The sequence below is a fragment of the Enterobacter sp. BNK-14 genome, from assembly GCF_047456095.1.
GTDB classification, from domain to species: Bacteria; Pseudomonadota; Gammaproteobacteria; order Enterobacterales; family Enterobacteriaceae; genus Enterobacter; species Enterobacter kobei.
The window spans coordinates 804,261-822,097 of sequence record NZ_CP179897.1 but is presented as its reverse complement, the minus strand read 5'-3'; the positions used below and the strand labels follow the sequence as shown (position 1 = coordinate 822,097).

Sequence of the window (17,837 nt, the reverse complement as noted above, 5' to 3'; positions counted from 1 at the left end):
CTTAATATGCAGGAACGACAGGATACCGGCAGTGATGCCGCGTTTACCGGAGCCAGTAGCAACAATCAGCTGGTGGCGGCCGCTAATCCGCTGCTCAATGCGATTCCGCAGATCCGTCATTCGGTTTCACATGACGATCAGGTGGCGTTACGCCAGCGCCTGATCGATGAGATTCGCCGTTTTGAAGTCCGCTGTCAGCAGGCGGGGCTACCCTACGAAGTGATCGTCGGGGCGCGTTACTGCCTTTGCACGGCGCTGGATGAGGCCGCTGCGCTTACCCCCTGGGGCAGCAGCGGCGTCTGGTCAAGCAATGGCCTGCTGGTGACGTTCCATAACGAAACCTGGGGCGGCGAGAAGTTTTTCCAGCTGCTGGCGCGTCTGTCGCAGAACCCGCGCGAACATATCCTGCTGCTGGAGATGATCAACTACTGCCTGCTGCTCGGTTTCGAAGGGCGTTACCGTGTGCTGGACAATGGTCGCACCCAGCTTGAGACCATCAAGCAGCGGCTGTGGCAGATGATTCGCGGCGTGCGGGGCAGCTATCCGCCACCGCTGTCTCCCCACCCGGAAGATCGCCCGGTGCTGCGTAAGCTGTGGCGGCCGATGGTTCCCCTATGGGCCTGCGTGGCGCTGGCCGGGTTTATCGCCTGCCTGTTTTATATCGTCCTTAACTGGCGTCTTGGCGATAACACCAGTCCGGTCCTGGCGAAGATTTATCAGTCCCAGCTGCCGGAAACCACGATTCAGCAACCGGCCCGTCAGTTGCCCGCTGTGCTAAACCTGCGCGGCTTCCTGAAGCCTGAAATCGAGGCAGGTCTGGTCGCGGTAAAAGATGAAGCGGATCGCAGCGTCGTTATCCTGAAAGGAGACGGGCTGTTTGCCTCCGCCTCGACGGTGGTGCGTGACCGTTATGAACCGGTTATTAACCGCATTGCGCAGGCGATGAACAACGTCAGCGGCAAAATTCTGGTGGTGGGTTACAGCGACAACGTTCCAATCCGCAGCGCGCGCTTCGCTTCCAACTATGAGCTTTCTCTGGAACGCGCCCGCTCGGTACAGAAAATGCTGCAGGGAAGCCTCTCTCAGCCAGACCGCGTGAAAGCGGAAGGGCGGGGTGAGATTAACCCGGTAGCACCGAACACGACGCCGGAAAACCGCGCCCGTAACCGCCGTGTGGAAATTACTCTGCTGGTGTCGCCTGAAAACACTCAGGCTGAGCTGAACGGATTGCCGCAAGGAAACTAAGGATGCTGACTACACTTCTTTCCATTCTGACCAACCGCATTCTGTGGAGCTTCCTGGGCGTAACCGCGCTTGCGGCGGTGATCTGGATGATTGGTCCGCTGTTGTCCATTGTGGATACCCGACCCCTGGAATCTGAACAGAACCGCATTATCAGTATTGCTGTGGTCTATCTGCTCTGGGCGCAGGGACACATTCTGCCGCGTCTTTATAACGCCTGGCTGAACCGCAAGCTGATGGACAAGCTCAACGAGAACACCACCAGCCCGGAAGCGGCGGATCCGCAGAAACGCCTGAACAGCGAGGAGCAAATCCTCGCCAGCCGTTTCGATGAAGCCGCGCAGATGCTCAAAAAAGCGCACTTCAGTAAAGCAGGACAGGGCGCCCAGTGGACGCAACGCTTCAGCACGCAATACCTGTATCAACTGCCGTGGTACGTGATTATTGGCGCACCGGGCTCCGGTAAAACCACGGCGCTGGTTAACTCCGGACTGCAATTCCCGCTGGCTGACCGTTTCGGTAAGACCGCGCTGCGCGGTATCGGCGGTACGCGCAACTGCGACTGGTGGTTCACCAACGAGGCTGTGCTGCTCGACACGGCGGGCCGCTATACCACGCAAGAAAGCGAGCAGGTGCAGGACGCCGGTGAATGGCTGCAGTTCATGGGGTTACTGCGTAAGTACCGTCGTCGTCAGCCGATCAACGGCGTCATTGTCACCATCAGCATCTCTGATCTGCTCACCCAGTCTGCCGAGGCGTCACGCCAGCAGGCGGTGAATCTGCGCCAGCGTCTTTCTGAGCTGCATGAGCAGCTGGGTATCCGCTTCCCGGTTTACGTGATGGTCACCAAAGCTGACCTGCTCAAAGGCTTCCGTGCGTGGTTTGCCGACTACGACAAAGCGCAGCGGGACCAGATTTGGGGCTTTACGCTGCCGTGGGAGCAGACTAAACACGCCGATTACGACCTGATGGGCAACTTCCAGCAAGAGTTCTCGCTCTTGCAGCAGCGCCTCGATGCCGGGCTGCCGGAAACCATGCTGAAAGAGCATGACGCGAAAACCCGTGCCGAAGCGTATCTCTTCCCGCAGGAGTTCGCCGCATTGCGTCCCCTGCTGGCGGATTACCTGAGCACGGTCTTCGCCCGCTCCAACTTTGAAACCGAGTTCTCTCCGCGTGGGATCTACTTTGCCAGCGGCACCCAGGAAGGGATGCCGTTTGACCGCGTCATGGGCGAACTGAACCGTGCGCTCTCTCTGCCGGAAGGGGGAGAGAGTGATAACTGGGATTCGGTAAGTAAAGACGCGCCGATCCCTGGGGCGAAAGGCCAAAGCTTCTTTATTAAAAACCTGCTGCAAAACGTCATTTTCCAGGAAGCCGGCATTGCCGGAGAAAACCGCTGGTGGGAACTGCGTAACCGGGCGGTGATCTGGTCCGGCTATGCGGCGCTGCTGGCCCTGCTGGTGATACTCGGCGGACTGTGGCTGACCAGCTATGCCAAAAATAAGGCCTATCTGGAAGAGGTGGATGCGAAGGTGCCGCTGCTGGATCAGCAGAGCAAAGCCTTGCAGAACCAGCCGCAGCGCGATCTGTTCGATCTGCTGCCGCTGATGAATGGTCTGGTTGATCTGCCAAAAAGCGATGCGTTTGATGTAAACGATCCGCCGGTTTCCCGTCGCATGGGGCTCTACCGCGGAGATGACGTCAGCGATGCCTCTCAGTCTCTGTACCAGAAAGCGCTGGATCAGCTGCTGTTGCCAGCGGTCGCCATGCACATCACCACCTGGCTTCGCAACGATAATGGCAGCGACGTGGAGTACAGCTATGAAGCGCTGAAAGCCTATCAGATGCTTTACCAGCCGAAGCACTACGACGGTAAATTCCTGCATTCATGGGTGATGCTCAATCTGCAGCGTAACCTGCCGCAGAACGTGACGAAAGCGCAGCTGCAACAGCTTGAATGGCACCTGACGCAGTTGCTGGAGCCGAAAATTCAGGCTTCGCCGTACGCGCAGGACGCGTCCCTGGTGGCGCGTGAACGCGCGCTGATCAATCAGCAGCCGTTATCCACTCGCGTGTATGGTCGTCTTAAGCGTCTGCTGGAGCATGATGAAAACCTTAAGCCGGTCTCCCTTTCCGACCTGGGCGGACCGCAGAGCGAGCTGGTGTTTTCACGCAAAAGCGGCAAGTCGGTAAGCGACGGCGTGCCGGGTCTTTATACGCCAGACGGTTACTGGAAAAGCTTTAACAGCCAGATCGACAGCGTGACCACCGCACTGCATGAAGACGACGCCTGGGTGTTGGGCGCCGCGACGGCGCAGGAGGATAAACAGCAGATTGACAACGCCGTGCGTCAGCTCTACATGCGCGACTTTATCGCTACCTGGGATCGCTTTCTCGCCGACATTCAGCTTAACAACAGCGCCGATCTTTCCCAGCGCATCAACACAGCGCGTCTGCTCTCAGGCGCAAACTCACCCCTGCGCCGTCTGGTGCAGAACCTGAGCCAGGTGCTGACGCTGCCGCGCGATACGCCAGCCCCGGAAGACGCCGGTAAAGCGCAGGCGCAGAGCAACCGTGCCACCCGCACGCTGGAAGCGCTGTTCAGCAATAATGACACTGCCCCGACGCAGGCCGCTGCCGTTACCCAGGCCCCGGAACAGCTGGTGACGGACCACTACGCCCCGATGATTGAGCTGGCTCAGCCGCTGGAGAAGGGGGGCAAGACCATCGTCTTTGATGATTTTCTTAAGCAGGTGGATGAGCTTTATCGTTACCTGACCGCCGTACAGGATGCCGCCAACAGCGGCATGCCAGCGCCGGGCGGCGAGGCGATCAGCCGTCTGCAGGCCAGCGCCGGTCGTCTGCCGGGTGGGCTGCAGACCATGTTCAGCAATATGGCGGTGGGTGCCAGCAGCGATACCCAGCGCCGCGATCTGGAGAACGTGCGTAAGCGGATTAATGTCGAAGTGGGCGGGTTCTGCCGCCAGGCCATTGCCGGGCGTTATCCGCTGGTGCGTAGCGCCAGCACGGAAGTCACCCCAGACGACCTCGCCCGCATGTTTGCGCCTGGTACCGGGCTGATGGACACCTTCTTTCGCGACAACCTGACCAATAAAGTCGATACCACCCAGGCAAACTGGCGCTTTATGCCGGGCATCGACGGTAAAACGCTGCCGGGAAGTGAAGGGCTGCTGAGACCGTTCCAGCAGGCCCAGTCGATTCGCGACGCCTTCTTTGCGAATGGTGCCACCACGCCGTCTTTCAAGGTCACGGTACGCACCGTGCGAATGGATAACACCATCCTGAACCTGACGCTGGACGTTGACGGCCAGCTGCTGCGCTACAGCCACGGTCCGCAAGCCGTTCAAATCATGAACTGGCCGGGGCCGGGCGGTACCAACCAGGTCCGCATGCAGTTGGGGCTGGCTAACGGCAGCACGGCGACGCTGGTGACCAACGGCGCCTGGGCACTCAACCGCTTTTTCGACAAAGCGAGCACCAGCCCGGGCGCAGGTAGCCTGAGCCGTCAGGCCACCTTCAACGTCGACGGACATCAGGTCACGCTGGAGTTTGCACCAAACAGCATTCGCAATCCGTTCCAGCTACCCCGTTTCTCATGCCCATAACCGCAAGGACAGCCGTATGACGAATACCCCTGCGATGAACCGCTACAGCTGGTATGGCAAATTACCCAGCGCCGGAGATTTCCTGCAGCGCCGCTTTCCTGACACCTTACAGCGCCAGTGGTCGCACTGGTTTCAGGTTGGCCTGCTTGCCTGGCAGCAGGAAGAGCAGCGTAGCGGAGAACGCCCGTTCACCAAAGCGCCGGTGTGGAATTTTGTTGTCCCCCCAATGCTGGGCAGCCAGATGATCCAGATGGGCTGCCTGCTGCCCGGTCGGGACAGCGTTGGCCGACAATACCCGGTGTGCATCCAGCTGAGCTTCGCCCCGTCAGAGTGGTCAACCAGCCTGCTCAGCCAGGCGGAAAGCTGGTATCAGCAGATTGGTCGTCTGGGACTGCACGCGGTGCGCAACAGTTTTTCCGCCTCGCAGCTGGATGAGATGCTGATGTCCATTCCGGCTCCGCAGCCCGTCGAGCCGCAAAAGCGTTCCGACATCCTTGACGTGATTGGCTATGACGAGGACGGTCAGAGCACGCTGGGCTGGCCGCAGGCGGCAGAGTGTTTTGACCCGCTGCGTCAGACCAGCTACTGGTGGACCAACCGCTGCGACGGTTACCCGCTGTACACCCATGTCCACAGCGGCAACTTTACCGGGCAGCTTTTCACCCTGCTGTTCGACCCGGCAGGGGGCGCCCGCCCGGGACGTCACGGTCTTTATCCGCCCATGTTTGAATAAGCAGGGATCTCATGAATATCGAAGAATTTCTCGCGCCCATAAGCCCGGATAAACCCTGTGGCGACAATCTGGAATACGACGCTGACTTCCAGGTGATGAACCAGGCAAGCCAGGGGAAAGCGGAACAGCAGTTTGGCGACACCATTATCCCGGCAGAGCCTGCTGACTGGAACACGGTAGAAAAATACGCCACCAGCCTGCTGGCGCGCACGAAAGATTTGCGCGTGATGCTGGCGCTAACCCATGCGTGGACACGCCGCCGCGGGCTGGCAGGCTACGCAGACGGGCTGCTGCTGGTGCAGGAGGCGCTCGCGCGCTACTGGGAGCCGCTCTATCCGCTTCTGGAGGAGTATGGCGAAACCGACCCGTTCTATCGGATTAATGCCCTGGCGGGGCTGAGCGATAAATCTGAACTCACCATTGCGGTACGCAACGCCTCGCTGCTGCGTTCAAACGGCGATGAAATTTCGCTGCGGGACGCCCAGGCACTGCTGGACGGCAGTAAAACTGAATGCCCGGACTATCCGGGGGGCCGTCCAAGATTGATTGACGAACTGGCCCGCGGCGACCAGCCAGGGACTGCCGCGGTAGTCGTGATTAACGAGCGGTTGCTGGCCATCCGCGCGATGCTTACCGGATATCTCGGTGAAAGCGGTGTACCCGAGATGGAGCAACTGCTGAAGACCACAGGACTGGTCGCCAGTGCCTGTCAGGTGACCGACATCAGCAAGCTGTTGCCGGGCCGTGAGGCGCAGGCTGAACCGCAAGCCGATCATCAACCTGCGGCAACGCAACCCGCTCAGCCGGTTACCGACTGGCGCAGCGTGCAGGTCACCAGCCGTGCCGATGCGCAGCTGATGCTTGAAAAAGCAAAACAGTATTTTGCGCAGTACGAACCGAGCCACCCCGCACCGCTGATGATTGAACGGGTGCAGCGGCTGTCAGAACTTAACTTTATGGACATTATTCGCGACCTGGCGCCAGACGGCGTTAACCAACTGGAAAACATCTTTGGACGCCGCGAATAACGCGTCCAGGCATTATGACGACAGGCATGGAGCCTGCCGTTTCACCTTCACCGCGCATCTTTGATGGAGAACATCATGGCAATGAGTAACAGTGGGCAGAAATTCATCGCACGTAACCGTGCCCCCCGCGTGCAGATCGAGTACGACGTAGAGATCTACGGTGCAGAACGTAAGATTCAGCTGCCGTTTGTGATGGGCGTCATGGCCGATCTGGTCGGTAAACCGGTGGAAAACCTGCCGGCGGTCGACGATCGCAAATTCCTTGAAATCGACATCGACAACTTTGACGAACGCATGAAGGCGCTGAAGCCGCGCGTGGCGTTCCAGGTGGATAATACCCTTACCGGCGAAGGTAAGCTCAACGTCGATCTGACCTTCGACAGCATGGACGACTTCCTGCCGGACGCGGTGGCCCGCAAGGTGGAGCCGCTGAACAAGCTGCTGGAAGCACGTACTCAGCTCTCCAACCTGCTGACCTACATGGACGGCAAAAACGGCGCGGAAGAGCTGATCGCAAAAATTCTGCAGGATCCGACGCTGCTCAAATCTCTGAGCCAGTTGCCGAAAAATGACGACAGTGCGAAAGGTAGCGAGGAATAATCGATGAGCAACCAGACTCAACAACATGAGCAGCAGGCGGGTCAGGCCTTCAGCCAGGATGAATTCAGCGCGCTGCTGAACAAAGAGTTCCGCCCGAAAACCGATCAGGCGCGTTCTGCCGTTGAAAGCGCGGTCAAGACCCTGGCACAGCAGGCGCTGGAGAATACCGTTACCTTCTCTAACGATACCTATCGCACCATTCAGAACCTGATTGCCGGTATCGACGAACAGCTCTCTCAGCAGGTGAACCAGATCATTCACCACGAAGAGTTTCAGAAGCTGGAGAGCGCCTGGCGCGGTCTGAGCTACCTGGTGAACAACACCGAAACTGACGAGATGCTGAAGATCCGCTTTATGAGCATCTCCAAGCAGGAGCTGGGCCGTACCCTGAAGCGCTTCAAGGGCGTGGGCTGGGACCAGAGCCCGATCTTCAAGAAAATCTACGAGCAGGAGTATGGTCAGTTTGGCGGCGAGCCGTTTGGCTGCATCGTGGGCGACTACTACTTCGACCACAGCCCGCAGGACGTTGAGCTGCTGGGCGAAATGGCGCGCATCGGCTCTGCGGCACACTGTCCGTTCATCACCGGTACCGCACCGGGCGTGATGCAGATGGAGTCCTGGCAGGAGCTGGCTAACCCGCGCGACCTGACCAAAATCTTCCAGAATACCGAATACGCGGCCTGGCGTTCACTGCGTGAATCTGAAGATGCCCGTTACCTGGGGCTGGTGATGCCGCGCTTCCTGTCGCGCCTGCCGTATGGCATCCGCACTAACCCGGTCGACAGCTTTGATTTTGAAGAGCAGACCGACGGCGCAAACCACAACAGCTATTCGTGGGCGAACGCCGCCTATGCGATGGCGGCCAACATCAACCGCTCCTTCAAAGAGTACGGCTGGTGCACCTCGATTCGCGGCGTGGAGTCCGGTGGGGCAGTCGAAAACCTGCCGTGCCACACTTTCCCAAGCGATGACGGCGGCGTGGACATGAAATGCCCGACCGAGATCGCCATCAGCGACCGCCGCGAAGCCGAGCTGGCGAAAAACGGCTTCATGCCGCTGGTTCACCGGAAAAACTCCGACTTTGCTGCCTTCATTGGCGCGCAATCTCTGCAAAAACCGGCCGAGTACCACGATCCGGATGCCACCGCTAATGCGCGTCTGGCCTCTCGTCTGCCGTACCTGTTCGCCTGCTGCCGCTTTGCCCACTATCTGAAGTGCATCGTGCGCGACAAAATCGGCTCCTTCCGCGAGCGCGAAGAGATGGAACGCTGGCTGAACGACTGGGTAATGAACTACGTGGACGGTGACCCGGCGAACTCCTCTCAGGAAACCAAGTCCCGTAAACCGCTGGCGGCTGCGGAAGTGCAGGTGCAGGAGATTGAAGACAACCCGGGTTACTACGCCGCGAAGTTCTTCCTGCGTCCACACTACCAGCTGGAAGGCCTGACCGTTTCCCTGCGTCTGGTTTCTAAACTGCCGTCGCTGAAGACGAAAGACGCGTGATGATGACTAGCCGGCCCGAAGGGGCCGGCTAGCTAAAAGCCTCATTTCAGTTAATTGCTGTCAATGAATAAGGATATCCGATGATAAAAACTTTATTAATCGTAACCAGTTTGCTGGCAGCTTCTACTCTGGCAAGCGCGGAAACAGGAAATTATAAATATCCTCAGGCCGAAGCATTACCTCAGGATGATACTTCAAACTTTCAACGCGATCCGTCCTTGTTAACGGGATACGATTTAAATTTAAGCGCCGATCGCTTCGCTAAAGCCTGGTTATCGAAAACAAATGAACGTGAACGCATAAAGGCTAATATGTATCTTCTCGGCGTAGTCGACGCGTCTGAGGGCACTGCATGGTGCAAGGGCAAACCTTTTTTGCCAAATACTCTCCATGAATTTCTTTATTCGCGTTTTGCAAACTTATCGAAACAGCAAGGCGCGGAGCGCGCTTCAAAAATCATCATTGACGGCATGAAAGAATTACGTCCTTGTACGAAAGGAGAGTAATAAATGAGACCATTATACGAACAACTGAAACGTCAGCATTACTCTTCTAATCACACGCGCGCGGGGTTTGCCTCGGGTGAACAGGTCTTCTCTGAAATTGGCTACGACTATCCGACGATTATCAAGCAGCAGCCTGCTTACGAGAATACCTGTGCAGTACGAATGAGTCTGGCCTTATTAAAATGTAATGTTGAATTTACAGGGCGTTTACCCATAAAGGCGGGACCCTATAAGGGAAAGACAATTGAACCTGGCGCAAAATTACTTGCTGATCAACTATATAAATCACATGTTTTTGGGAAGGCTGAAATTTTTACTGACCGTGAGGCAGGTGCCCGCTCAATGTTGGGCAGAAAAGGTGTCGTGTTTTTCAATAGAATTGATGGTTATGGCGGTGGCCATATCGACCTCATTGAGCCTCTGAGCAATAATTCGTTTATATGTAACTCAGATTGTTTTCCTTACTGTCAGGAAATCTGGTTTTGGGAATTAAAATAATCGTTTTCAGATATCTAAAAGCAGTATTTCTTTTGTTCGCTGCCTTCTGTTTTCCTGCTCGCAGTGATAACCCATACGTTGATTTTTATCAGCAGCAAACATACCGACAGGTGGTAAAAGATTTGGTCCTGGCGCGCTGTCTTGCACAGGTGGCAGATAAGAACAGCCAGTTTTCTATCGATGCGGCCCGCAGTGCGAGTGCATTTATTGAGTGGGTGCCGTTTGATGCTGAAAACGGTATTGACAAAGTGAATGCCATTATTGGGAAATATAAAAATAAAATTAACGGCTTTCACTCGGAGCGAAAACCCGATGTCAAAGGCGTAACGTTAAACTGTCTACGTCTTTATCATAGCGACGAACTTAATAAACTTGTACCTCAATTAATTATCGGCAATCCTGACCGCACCTGGCTTCAGGATAACCCGCAGTAGTAAAGACTTCACATTCTTTCCATTTATTCAGGGGGAATGTAAGACTGTCAAATGACACGGGTCATTTGATATGAGGCAGAGGTAAAATATGGACGGTTTTATTCAGCCCCATGCTTTCCTGTTTGCCATATAAGTGCTTTTTCGAAAGCAATATTGTTCATCCACGAAGAGTAGATATTATGGCTATTGATATGTTTCTGAAGGTCGAGGGTGTTACGGGCGAATCTAAAGATTCTAACCACACCGGCTGGACTGATATTACCTCCTTCTCCTGGGGCGCTTCCCAGCCGGGTAATATGAGCGTTGGCGGTGGCGGCGGTGCCGGTAAAGTAAACTTTAACGATCTGCACGTTAACGCTCTGATCGACAAATCCACCACTGCAATCCTGAAACACTGCGCCAGCGGTAAACACCTGACCAAAGTTGAACTGTCCGTCTGTAAAGCCGGTGGTCAGCAGGTGGAATATACCCGCATCACGCTGGAAGATGTGCTCGTGACTTCTGTTCAGTACACCGGTGCAGACAACGGCGATACCGTTGGTGTGACCTACGCGTTCCAGGCTGCGAAAGTGAAACAGCAGTACTGGGAGCAGACCACTGCCGGTGGTAAAGGTGCTGAAAGCAGCGCTGGCTGGAACATCAAAGAGAACAAAGAAGCGTAATTGCGCATGTGGCCGGGGAGTTTTCCCCGGCCATTATGATTGGTTCACTATTCGGCGTGTTTTTGCGATGGAAAGAGCGTTAACGGTTATACCCATTGTATTATCATGTAGCGCCTGCATATCCCATCCTGCTCAGTTTCAAAGTTTAACTGTTAAGGTGGAAAAAAATGTACCCTGTTTTGGGATTTCGAATGACATGAGGCTAAGTGAGCCTGTGTTAGTTTACGAACCTTCTATATCTCGACGTGTAGGTAACAAATGGGAAATTGCTTTCTCTCCAGGAACATTTCCTTCCACCCACATTTTAAACTCTGAAGAGTGTCTTCGCTGGGATAAAGTGGACTGGCAGTCAGGGGAATATGATGTGGTATTGAAGGCGAGAACTCATAATACGGAACTTCGCTATGCGGCTCGCTTTATTCTCAGTGTAAATGCCAAAGGTGAGTTATCGCTAGCCAAAACAGAGTAGGAGAGTTTTTAAACGTTGCCGTTTTTTAAGAAAACATCAACGTTTGGATGCTGGTTCACCTCCATTTTTATTTGAATGCGAGTGCTTATTTGTGAAAATCAATGGGAATGAATATGGCTAGTCAATCATTAGTTAATCCGGGATATTGTATTGTTCAGCAACCCGGAACCCTGGATTTCCAGGCAAGGCTTTTATTCAATAATCCAAATAGTGATGCTGCACGTTATTTCATGCAGGTTAATAGTGATGCGCAGTGGTCAAAGCCTGGGCAGATGTTGATTCTAGATGTGCCGGGAAGTAATAATTCTGTGCAACTTAAGCAATTACAGCTTGCTAAAAAGAAAGTCAATGGTGCTCTGGCCGATCTTAACTCTGGAGAAGCGAATTTCTTTAACCAACATTTTAGTACTATAGCTGCAGTCACTAATTTTATGGATAAGTCCCTTGGTGTCGTTGCTGATGCAGGCGAAAAATATTTTAGTGAAATAGAAAAAAAACTTAAATCCATTGAGTTGGCTTACCAGAATCAGTACAGAGCACAAGGGACATTGATAAGCCAACAGTTTTTTGTTGAGCGTCAGCGCCTCTTTTCTGAGTTGGATGGTTTATTAAACAAATTGTCTCGTCTGACCTTAAAGATGAAACCCTATAACGAATTGAAGCATGCATTAGGCTTGTCAAGCAGATCCATTGTACATGAATGGAGTACAGCCGGAGTCGCTTCTATTCGTGGTTATTCAACATATATCGATAATGCCTCTAAGGCCGCTCGTTTTCTTAAAGCGGGAGGGTGGCTTGCAATAGGTTTTGCAGGTGCAAATACCACTAATGAAGTTTACAATGCCTGCACCGCGGGACGAGAGCAGAGTTGCTCTAAAGTTGCTGTGAAAAAATACAGCAGCTTTGGTGCAAGCCTGGCAGGGGGTATTTACGGTGGTAAATACGGAGCCATGGCAGGTGCTGGTGTATGCGTTGCGCTTGGTGTTGCGACGGGGGGCGTAGGACTGCTCGCCTGCTCCATTGTCGGGGCAGCTGCAGGTGGATACGTTGGTGGTGAGATAGCGGGCGGAGCGACTGAGTATATGATGGATAAAATATGGTGAATATAGAGAATTTACTATTATTTCTTATCGTGGTTTTATTGTTGATTGTTATAATTATGGATCTGCTCAGTTCTCGTTATTTCAAAAAACACGAGGCTGATTATAATCAGTTACTTTCAGACTATCGGCGCAAAGGATATGATCTGGATCTTGTAACCGACTATGCTTCTTTTTTTGGTTCGCTGGCTAATTATCAAAAAATAATCTGGTTCGTTCGCCTTTATAAAGGCATTAAAATGAAATTTACGCGTGAAAGGCTTGTTCAGGAAGAAGCTTATAAATATGTGCAGTCGTTACCTGAAGAAAGAATTGGCTGGATACTAAAGTTACATCGTCGTTATAAGCTACAGGCATTAATATTCACTCTATGGCTCATTGTTGGATTATATTTTATCACCTTCATTAAATAGTTTTGATATTCAATTTCTCAAACGCCGCCGTTCTCACCCCCGAGAGCGGCAGCGTTTGAGCGCTAATCATACCAGCAGGAATACGCCATGCGATTCACGATTATTTCTACGAAACCCGGTCATCAGCCGCCGCAGAGCAGCTGTGATTTTTATGCCCCGGGCGGCACCATTGGGCGCGGTACGGATAACAATCTGGTGTTGCCGGACAATGACCGCACCATCTCGCGCCTGCAGGCCATTGTTCACGTTGACGCCAATGGTGAATGTCGCGTCACTAACCGTGGCAGCGTCACCCGCGTGGTATTAAATGATATTCCGCTGGAGCGGGGGCGTCAGGTTGAACTGCAGGATGGCGACATTCTCGGTATTGATGACTACCGTATCGAAGTGGCCGAACTTATCCACGACACGCAGCCGGTGAGCCGCATGGCCGCCAGCATGCAGCAGCAGGCGCATCCGACAGCCGCGCCAGCGCCAGCATCGCAACCGAAGCCTGCGAACCCTGCGCCACGCGGTAAAGCGGAACCAACTGCCGTGCCGTCGGAAATCTGGGATAGCCTGATGCAGGAGTTTTCCATCTCCGACAGCATCTCCAGCAACCGTGCAAAACCGCAGTCAGCGGCTTCACAGGATCCGTTCTCTCAGCCTGCGGCGCCGGAGCGTAATTCTGAAGATCCGCTGGCGATGTTCAACGACAGCGATCCCACGCTTGAGCGTAAGAATGTCGACCCGGACACGCTGTTCGGCGAAGAAACGCTGTTCAAAAAAGAGAGCATTTTCGACGACGTGACGCCTTCCACGCTGGTGCCACCTGTTGAGACTCAACCCGCCCCTAAAGAAGAGGCGGTAGATGAACTCGATCCGCTGGCGCTATTTGGTGGCAAGGCCAGCGCGCCGGCTGCACGCAATGATGACCCGCTCGGGCTGATGGGCGGGGCGCCGTTAACCCATCCGGATGACATCACTGACGAAAAGCCAGCGCCTGAGCCTGAGCAGGAGGAAGACGTCCTTGCCGGTTCCCCGCTTTTTGCCCCTGAGCCGCAGGAAACGCCGCGTGCAGAAGAGGAGCCGGTGAGACCAGATTACGCAGGTTTCACGATGCCTACGCCGCAGGCCGTTGCGCGCAGCAGCGCTCAGACCCCTAAGGGCCGACTGCGTATCGATCCGGTTAATAACGCTGCCTCGCCATCTGCTACCGCGAACACTGGAGAGAAGGGCGATGTGTTGCAGGGGGAACTGCTGCAGGCACTGCTGGAAGGGATGGGGCTGAGCGAAATGCAGCCTGTCCCGCAGTTTGACCGGGAAAATATGCGTCAGCTGGGGCAGATCCTCGGCATGTTCTCTCAGGGCACCGTGGCGCTGCTCTCCTCACGCTCTATTCTTAAACGCGGCGTAAAAGCCGATATGACCATGGTGCTGGACGATGCCAACAACCCGTTCAAGCTGTTGCCGACCGGGAAAACGGTTCTGATCCAGATGTTTGGCACCCCGATGCCGGGCTTTATGCCGCCAACGAAATCCGTGCGCGATGCGCTGATCGATCTGCAGGCGCACCAGTTGGGCATGATCTCCGGCATCCGCGCCATTATTGCCGCGATGCTGCAGTCCTTCAATCCGGAACAGCTGGAAGAGCAGGCGAAGCAAAACGGCATGACCTCGCGTCTGGCGCTGCCGGGCAGCCGTAAAGCCGCCCTGTGGGACTATTTTGTTCGCAGCTATGGCGAAACGGCGGGCGAGATTGAGGATGACTTCCACACCCTGTTCGGCGAAGCCTTCCTTCATGCGTATGACATGGAGGTGAATCAGTACAAAGACTCACAGAGCGGATCGGAAGACAAATGAATATCGCAACGGCTTCTCTCTCCCGCCAGGGGACGCGCGCCAGCAACCAGGATCAGACGGGAGAAACCATAGGGGAACGTTCAGCCTGCTTTGTCGTCTGTGACGGCATCGCTGGCCTGCCGGGCGGTGAGGTGGCCGCTGAACTGGCCCGCAACAGTATTATTTCCCGCTTCGATGGCGACAAACACCTTAACGCGCAGCATATCCGTGATTATGTGCAGACCGCGAATCGCACCATTCTCAGCGAACAGCAGGCCGTTCAGGATTATCGCCGGATGGGCACGACGCTGGTCAGCCTGTTTATTGACCGTGATTATGGCCTGGCCTACTGGGCGCATGCCGGAGACAGCCGTCTGTATCTGTTTCGCCGGGGATGGCTGTGGCATGTCACCACCGACCACAGCCTGGTGCAGCAGATGAAAGATGCCGGGCACCAGACCGACAACCTGAACAGTAATCTGCTCTATCTGGCGCTGGGGATTGAAAACGGTGGGCCGGAAGCGAGCTACAGCGATGTCGTGCAGGTCGAAGACGGCGATGCATTCCTGCTCTGCACCGACGGGTTCTGGCACGGCGTCAGCGAAGAGCAAATGAAGCAATCGCTGCATATGGTCAATACGCCCCAGGAATGGCTGACCTTAATGAACCAAATCATTCAAAAGAATGGCGAGCAGGAGGGAAATGCGCAGGATAACTACACCGCCCTGGCGGTATGGATGGGCAACCCTCAGGACACCACTTTGCTGCATACCCTCTCTGATGCAGCACAATTTCTTCCCTGCGGAACTGATTAGACACACAAGGAACGATATGAAACTTTGGCTATCGGGTTTGGCACTTCTGGCGGTGACCTCCACCGCGCAGGCTGAGAATTTCCGCATCGTGCAGTCTCCTGCGCAGAAGCTGGATATCTGGATCGACAACATCAAAGACAACACCCCGCAAAGCTGGTGTAAGCCGGAGGTGGCACTGCGCATCGTGGCGAACGGCAAGAAGGATGTCTCTGTGCTGGAAAACTTCGTGCCACGTCTTGGGTCACTGCTGGAACACCAGTGCAGCAAAGTGAACACGCTCAGCTGGACGCTCAACGATCCGGCGGGAACGACGCTGGCGCAAGGAACCGCCGCCAAAGCGCAGGAGTGGGCGCTGGTGGTGAAACAGCAGCAGGCGACGCCAGCCGTGACGACGACCACTGCCAGCGGCGCGTTAATGCCGCCGGATCAAAACGTTGCAACCCATACGGTTGCTGCTGACCGCACGCCGTGGCAGGAGTTTACCCTCCAGGACGGCTGTCACCTGCGCACCTTCTGGGAAGGCGGCGCGTCCGCACCGGCGCTCTTTATTCCGGATTCTGATACCACCCGCTGCGGCAATGGCAGCTGGCTCAGCGGTCACACCGTGATCTCCCAGTCCCGCAACGGCGGGCAAAAAGAGATGGCTGTGACGTACATTCATGGCTTCCCGGTCATGGGGCTGAATCAAAACGCTGACCCGGAAAACGCGCTGATCACCTCCGTCAACAAAGAGCGCATGGTGTTCAGCACCCCAAACAGCGACCAGAGCTGGATGATCCTGCCTTACGATAACGCGCTCAACGGCTGGAAAAGTAACGGCACGGTGGCAGTAGAGATTTCCCGTGAAACCGCCAGCGATGATGCAAAGCTGCAGGCGCGTATCGCGGCGGTGAAGAAAACCTGGAGCGCCTGGGTCGCACCCGGCACCTCACTGAATATCGTTCTGATTGATACCCTGCGCCCTCAGCTGCGCGATCCGGCCGTGGGCGCATGGCGCGCGGCGAATTAAGGAATGGTTATGAATACGCTCTATCAACAGCTGGCGGGTGAAACGCTCAATGACGCGCTGGCGCGTCTGGAAGCCGGGATCAAAGCCCGTCCGGCAGATGCCGACCTTCGCGCAGCGTTCGTGCAGTTTTTAACCCTCAGCGGCAACTGGACCCGGGCGCTGACCCAGCTGAAAAGCTGGCTGGCGCTGAAGCCTCAGGCGAAGCCGACCGTCACACTGCTGGAGCAGGCCATTCAGGGTGAGCTGCAGCGTGCGCAGGTGATGGCGGGCCAGGCCCGTCCGGCCATGCCTGAAACTCAGTGGCCGTGGCTGACCACGCTTGCCGCCGCGCTTAACGAAGAGGGCGAGCGTGCCCAGGCGTTGCGTCTGGAAGCCCTTGAACAGGCGCAGGCAACGGCGGGACACATCATCCTTGAAAACGAGGAGACGCAGGCGTTTGACTGGCTGATGGACGGTGATGCCCGTCTTGGTCCGGTGTGCGAAACCCTTGTTAACGGACGCTATTTCTGGCTGCCGTTTAACGCTATTGCGGAGATCCGTTTCCAGGCGCCCGCCAGCGTGACCGATCTGGTCTGGCGTCATGCGCTGGTCCGTCTTACCGACGGTACCGAGCAGGTGTGCCAGATCCCGGCGCGCTATCCTTTTGCGGCTGATGCCCCGGATGTGGTCAAACTGGGGCGCACTACCGAGTGGCATCCGCTTGATGAGAGCGGCACGCTGTATGAAGGGCTGGGTCAAAAAGCCTGGCTGAGCGAGCAAAGCGAAAGCCCGCTGCTGTCGTTAAGCCTCGTGACGTTTGCGACGGACGGAGCCGATGAGTAATCCCGCTGGCGAAGGCGATCTGCTGCGCAGTGGCTGGCAGGCCCGCAGCAAGCAGGATAAGGTGGGGGCGCGCGACAAAATGCAGCCCTCGCTGCTGGATCGCCTTACGGATAACGACCCGGAAAAAAAGCGTGAGCCAGCCAACAGTAATCTGATCACCCACGCTGCGCTGCGTCGCAATGTCCTGCGGGATTTGCAGTGGCTGTTTAATACCATCAACCATGATGCCTCCGGCGATCTGAGCGCCTTGCCGCAGGTGAGCCGCTCGGTGATCAACTTCGGCGTCGCGCCGCTCGCAGGTAAGCGAATGTCAGATATCGAATGGCACGATATTCAGCGCAAGCTCACCGAGGCCATCATCAATTTTGAACCGCGCATTTTGCCGCAGGGATTGCAGGTGCGCTGCGTGTCGGATACCTCCTCGCTGGATCTGCACAACGTGCTCTCCATTGAGATAAAAGGGCGTTTATGGTGTGTGCCGTACCCGCTGGAGTTTCTGTTTCGCACCGATGTCGATCTGGAAAACGGCCATTTTGAACTGAAAGATGCGGGGTAA

General features: G+C 55.5%; 18 protein-coding genes. All 18 read left to right on the top strand.

Features of this window, described 5'->3' with window-relative positions; genetic code table 11:
* Nucleotides 1–6 precede the first annotated feature (6 nt).
* Nucleotides 7–1,245 (top strand): DotU family type VI secretion system protein, encoded by a 1,239-nt coding sequence (locus ACMGGM_RS03970; protein WP_045134169.1) that lies wholly within the window; start codon nucleotides 7–9, stop codon nucleotides 1,243–1,245.
* Between the two features lie 2 nt (nucleotides 1,246–1,247).
* On the top strand, nucleotides 1,248–4,868 hold the full coding sequence (gene tssM / locus ACMGGM_RS03965; protein ID WP_045134168.1) for a type VI secretion system membrane subunit TssM: 3,621 nt from the start codon (nucleotides 1,248–1,250) through the stop codon (nucleotides 4,866–4,868).
* A gap of 16 nt (nucleotides 4,869–4,884) precedes the next feature.
* Nucleotides 4,885–5,601, top strand: coding sequence for a type VI secretion system-associated protein TagF (gene tagF / locus ACMGGM_RS03960; protein ID WP_014884235.1), 717 nt, complete (start codon nucleotides 4,885–4,887; stop codon nucleotides 5,599–5,601).
* Nucleotides 5,602–5,612: 11 nt separating this feature from the next.
* The gene (gene tssA / locus ACMGGM_RS03955; protein WP_023338417.1) at nucleotides 5,613–6,629 is read left to right on the top strand and encodes a type VI secretion system protein TssA; all 1,017 of its coding nucleotides are present in this window, start codon (nucleotides 5,613–5,615) and stop codon (nucleotides 6,627–6,629) included.
* Nucleotides 6,630–6,704: 75 nt separating this feature from the next.
* A complete protein-coding gene (tssB, locus tag ACMGGM_RS03950; RefSeq protein WP_014884233.1) occupies nucleotides 6,705–7,229 on the top strand; it encodes a type VI secretion system contractile sheath small subunit in 525 nt (174 codons plus the stop codon).
* 3 nt (nucleotides 7,230–7,232) lie between these two features.
* Nucleotides 7,233–8,732 (top strand): type VI secretion system contractile sheath large subunit, encoded by a 1,500-nt coding sequence (tssC, locus tag ACMGGM_RS03945; protein ID WP_014884232.1) that lies wholly within the window; start codon nucleotides 7,233–7,235, stop codon nucleotides 8,730–8,732.
* Between the two features lie 80 nt (nucleotides 8,733–8,812).
* A complete protein-coding gene (locus tag ACMGGM_RS03940) occupies nucleotides 8,813–9,238 on the top strand; it encodes a Rap1a/Tai family immunity protein (protein WP_045134167.1) in 426 nt (141 codons plus the stop codon).
* 3 nt (nucleotides 9,239–9,241) lie between these two features.
* Nucleotides 9,242–9,736, top strand: coding sequence for a T6SS effector amidase Tae4 family protein (locus ACMGGM_RS03935; protein WP_045134166.1), 495 nt, complete (start codon nucleotides 9,242–9,244; stop codon nucleotides 9,734–9,736).
* Nucleotides 9,721–10,170, top strand: a complete 450-nt coding sequence (locus ACMGGM_RS03930) for a T6SS amidase immunity protein Tai4 family protein (RefSeq protein WP_080335823.1) — start codon at nucleotides 9,721–9,723, stop codon at nucleotides 10,168–10,170. Before ACMGGM_RS03935 ends, ACMGGM_RS03930 begins: the two co-directional genes overlap by 16 nt.
* 179 nt (nucleotides 10,171–10,349) lie before the next feature.
* Entirely contained in the window at nucleotides 10,350–10,832 is a 483-nt protein-coding gene (locus tag ACMGGM_RS03925; RefSeq protein ID WP_014884229.1) for an Hcp family type VI secretion system effector, read from the top strand.
* Entirely contained in the window at nucleotides 10,783–11,301 is a 519-nt protein-coding gene (locus ACMGGM_RS03920; protein WP_127341522.1) for a hypothetical protein, read from the top strand. The genes ACMGGM_RS03925 and ACMGGM_RS03920 overlap by 50 nt, the downstream gene beginning before the upstream one ends.
* A gap of 113 nt (nucleotides 11,302–11,414) precedes the next feature.
* Nucleotides 11,415–12,404: a hypothetical protein gene (locus ACMGGM_RS03915; protein ID WP_045134164.1), complete on the top strand. Its 990-nt coding sequence runs from the start codon at nucleotides 11,415–11,417 to the stop codon at nucleotides 12,402–12,404.
* Entirely contained in the window at nucleotides 12,398–12,814 is a 417-nt protein-coding gene (locus tag ACMGGM_RS03910) for a hypothetical protein (RefSeq protein WP_032636243.1), read from the top strand. Before ACMGGM_RS03915 ends, ACMGGM_RS03910 begins: the two co-directional genes overlap by 7 nt.
* 87 nt (nucleotides 12,815–12,901) lie before the next feature.
* Complete coding sequence (gene tagH / locus ACMGGM_RS03905) at nucleotides 12,902–14,656, top strand: type VI secretion system-associated FHA domain protein TagH (protein ID WP_063943249.1); 1,755 nt, start codon at nucleotides 12,902–12,904, stop codon at nucleotides 14,654–14,656.
* Nucleotides 14,653–15,450 (top strand): PP2C family protein-serine/threonine phosphatase, encoded by a 798-nt coding sequence (locus tag ACMGGM_RS03900; RefSeq protein ID WP_014884226.1) that lies wholly within the window; start codon nucleotides 14,653–14,655, stop codon nucleotides 15,448–15,450. Before tagH ends, ACMGGM_RS03900 begins: the two co-directional genes overlap by 4 nt.
* 16 nt (nucleotides 15,451–15,466) lie before the next feature.
* The gene (locus ACMGGM_RS03895) at nucleotides 15,467–16,459 is read left to right on the top strand and encodes a hypothetical protein (RefSeq protein ID WP_014884225.1); all 993 of its coding nucleotides are present in this window, start codon (nucleotides 15,467–15,469) and stop codon (nucleotides 16,457–16,459) included.
* 9 nt (nucleotides 16,460–16,468) lie between these two features.
* Entirely contained in the window at nucleotides 16,469–17,281 is an 813-nt protein-coding gene (locus ACMGGM_RS03890; RefSeq protein WP_045134163.1) for a type VI secretion system accessory protein TagJ, read from the top strand.
* The gene (tssE, locus tag ACMGGM_RS03885) at nucleotides 17,274–17,837 is read left to right on the top strand and encodes a type VI secretion system baseplate subunit TssE (RefSeq protein WP_014884223.1); all 564 of its coding nucleotides are present in this window, start codon (nucleotides 17,274–17,276) and stop codon (nucleotides 17,835–17,837) included. Before ACMGGM_RS03890 ends, tssE begins: the two co-directional genes overlap by 8 nt.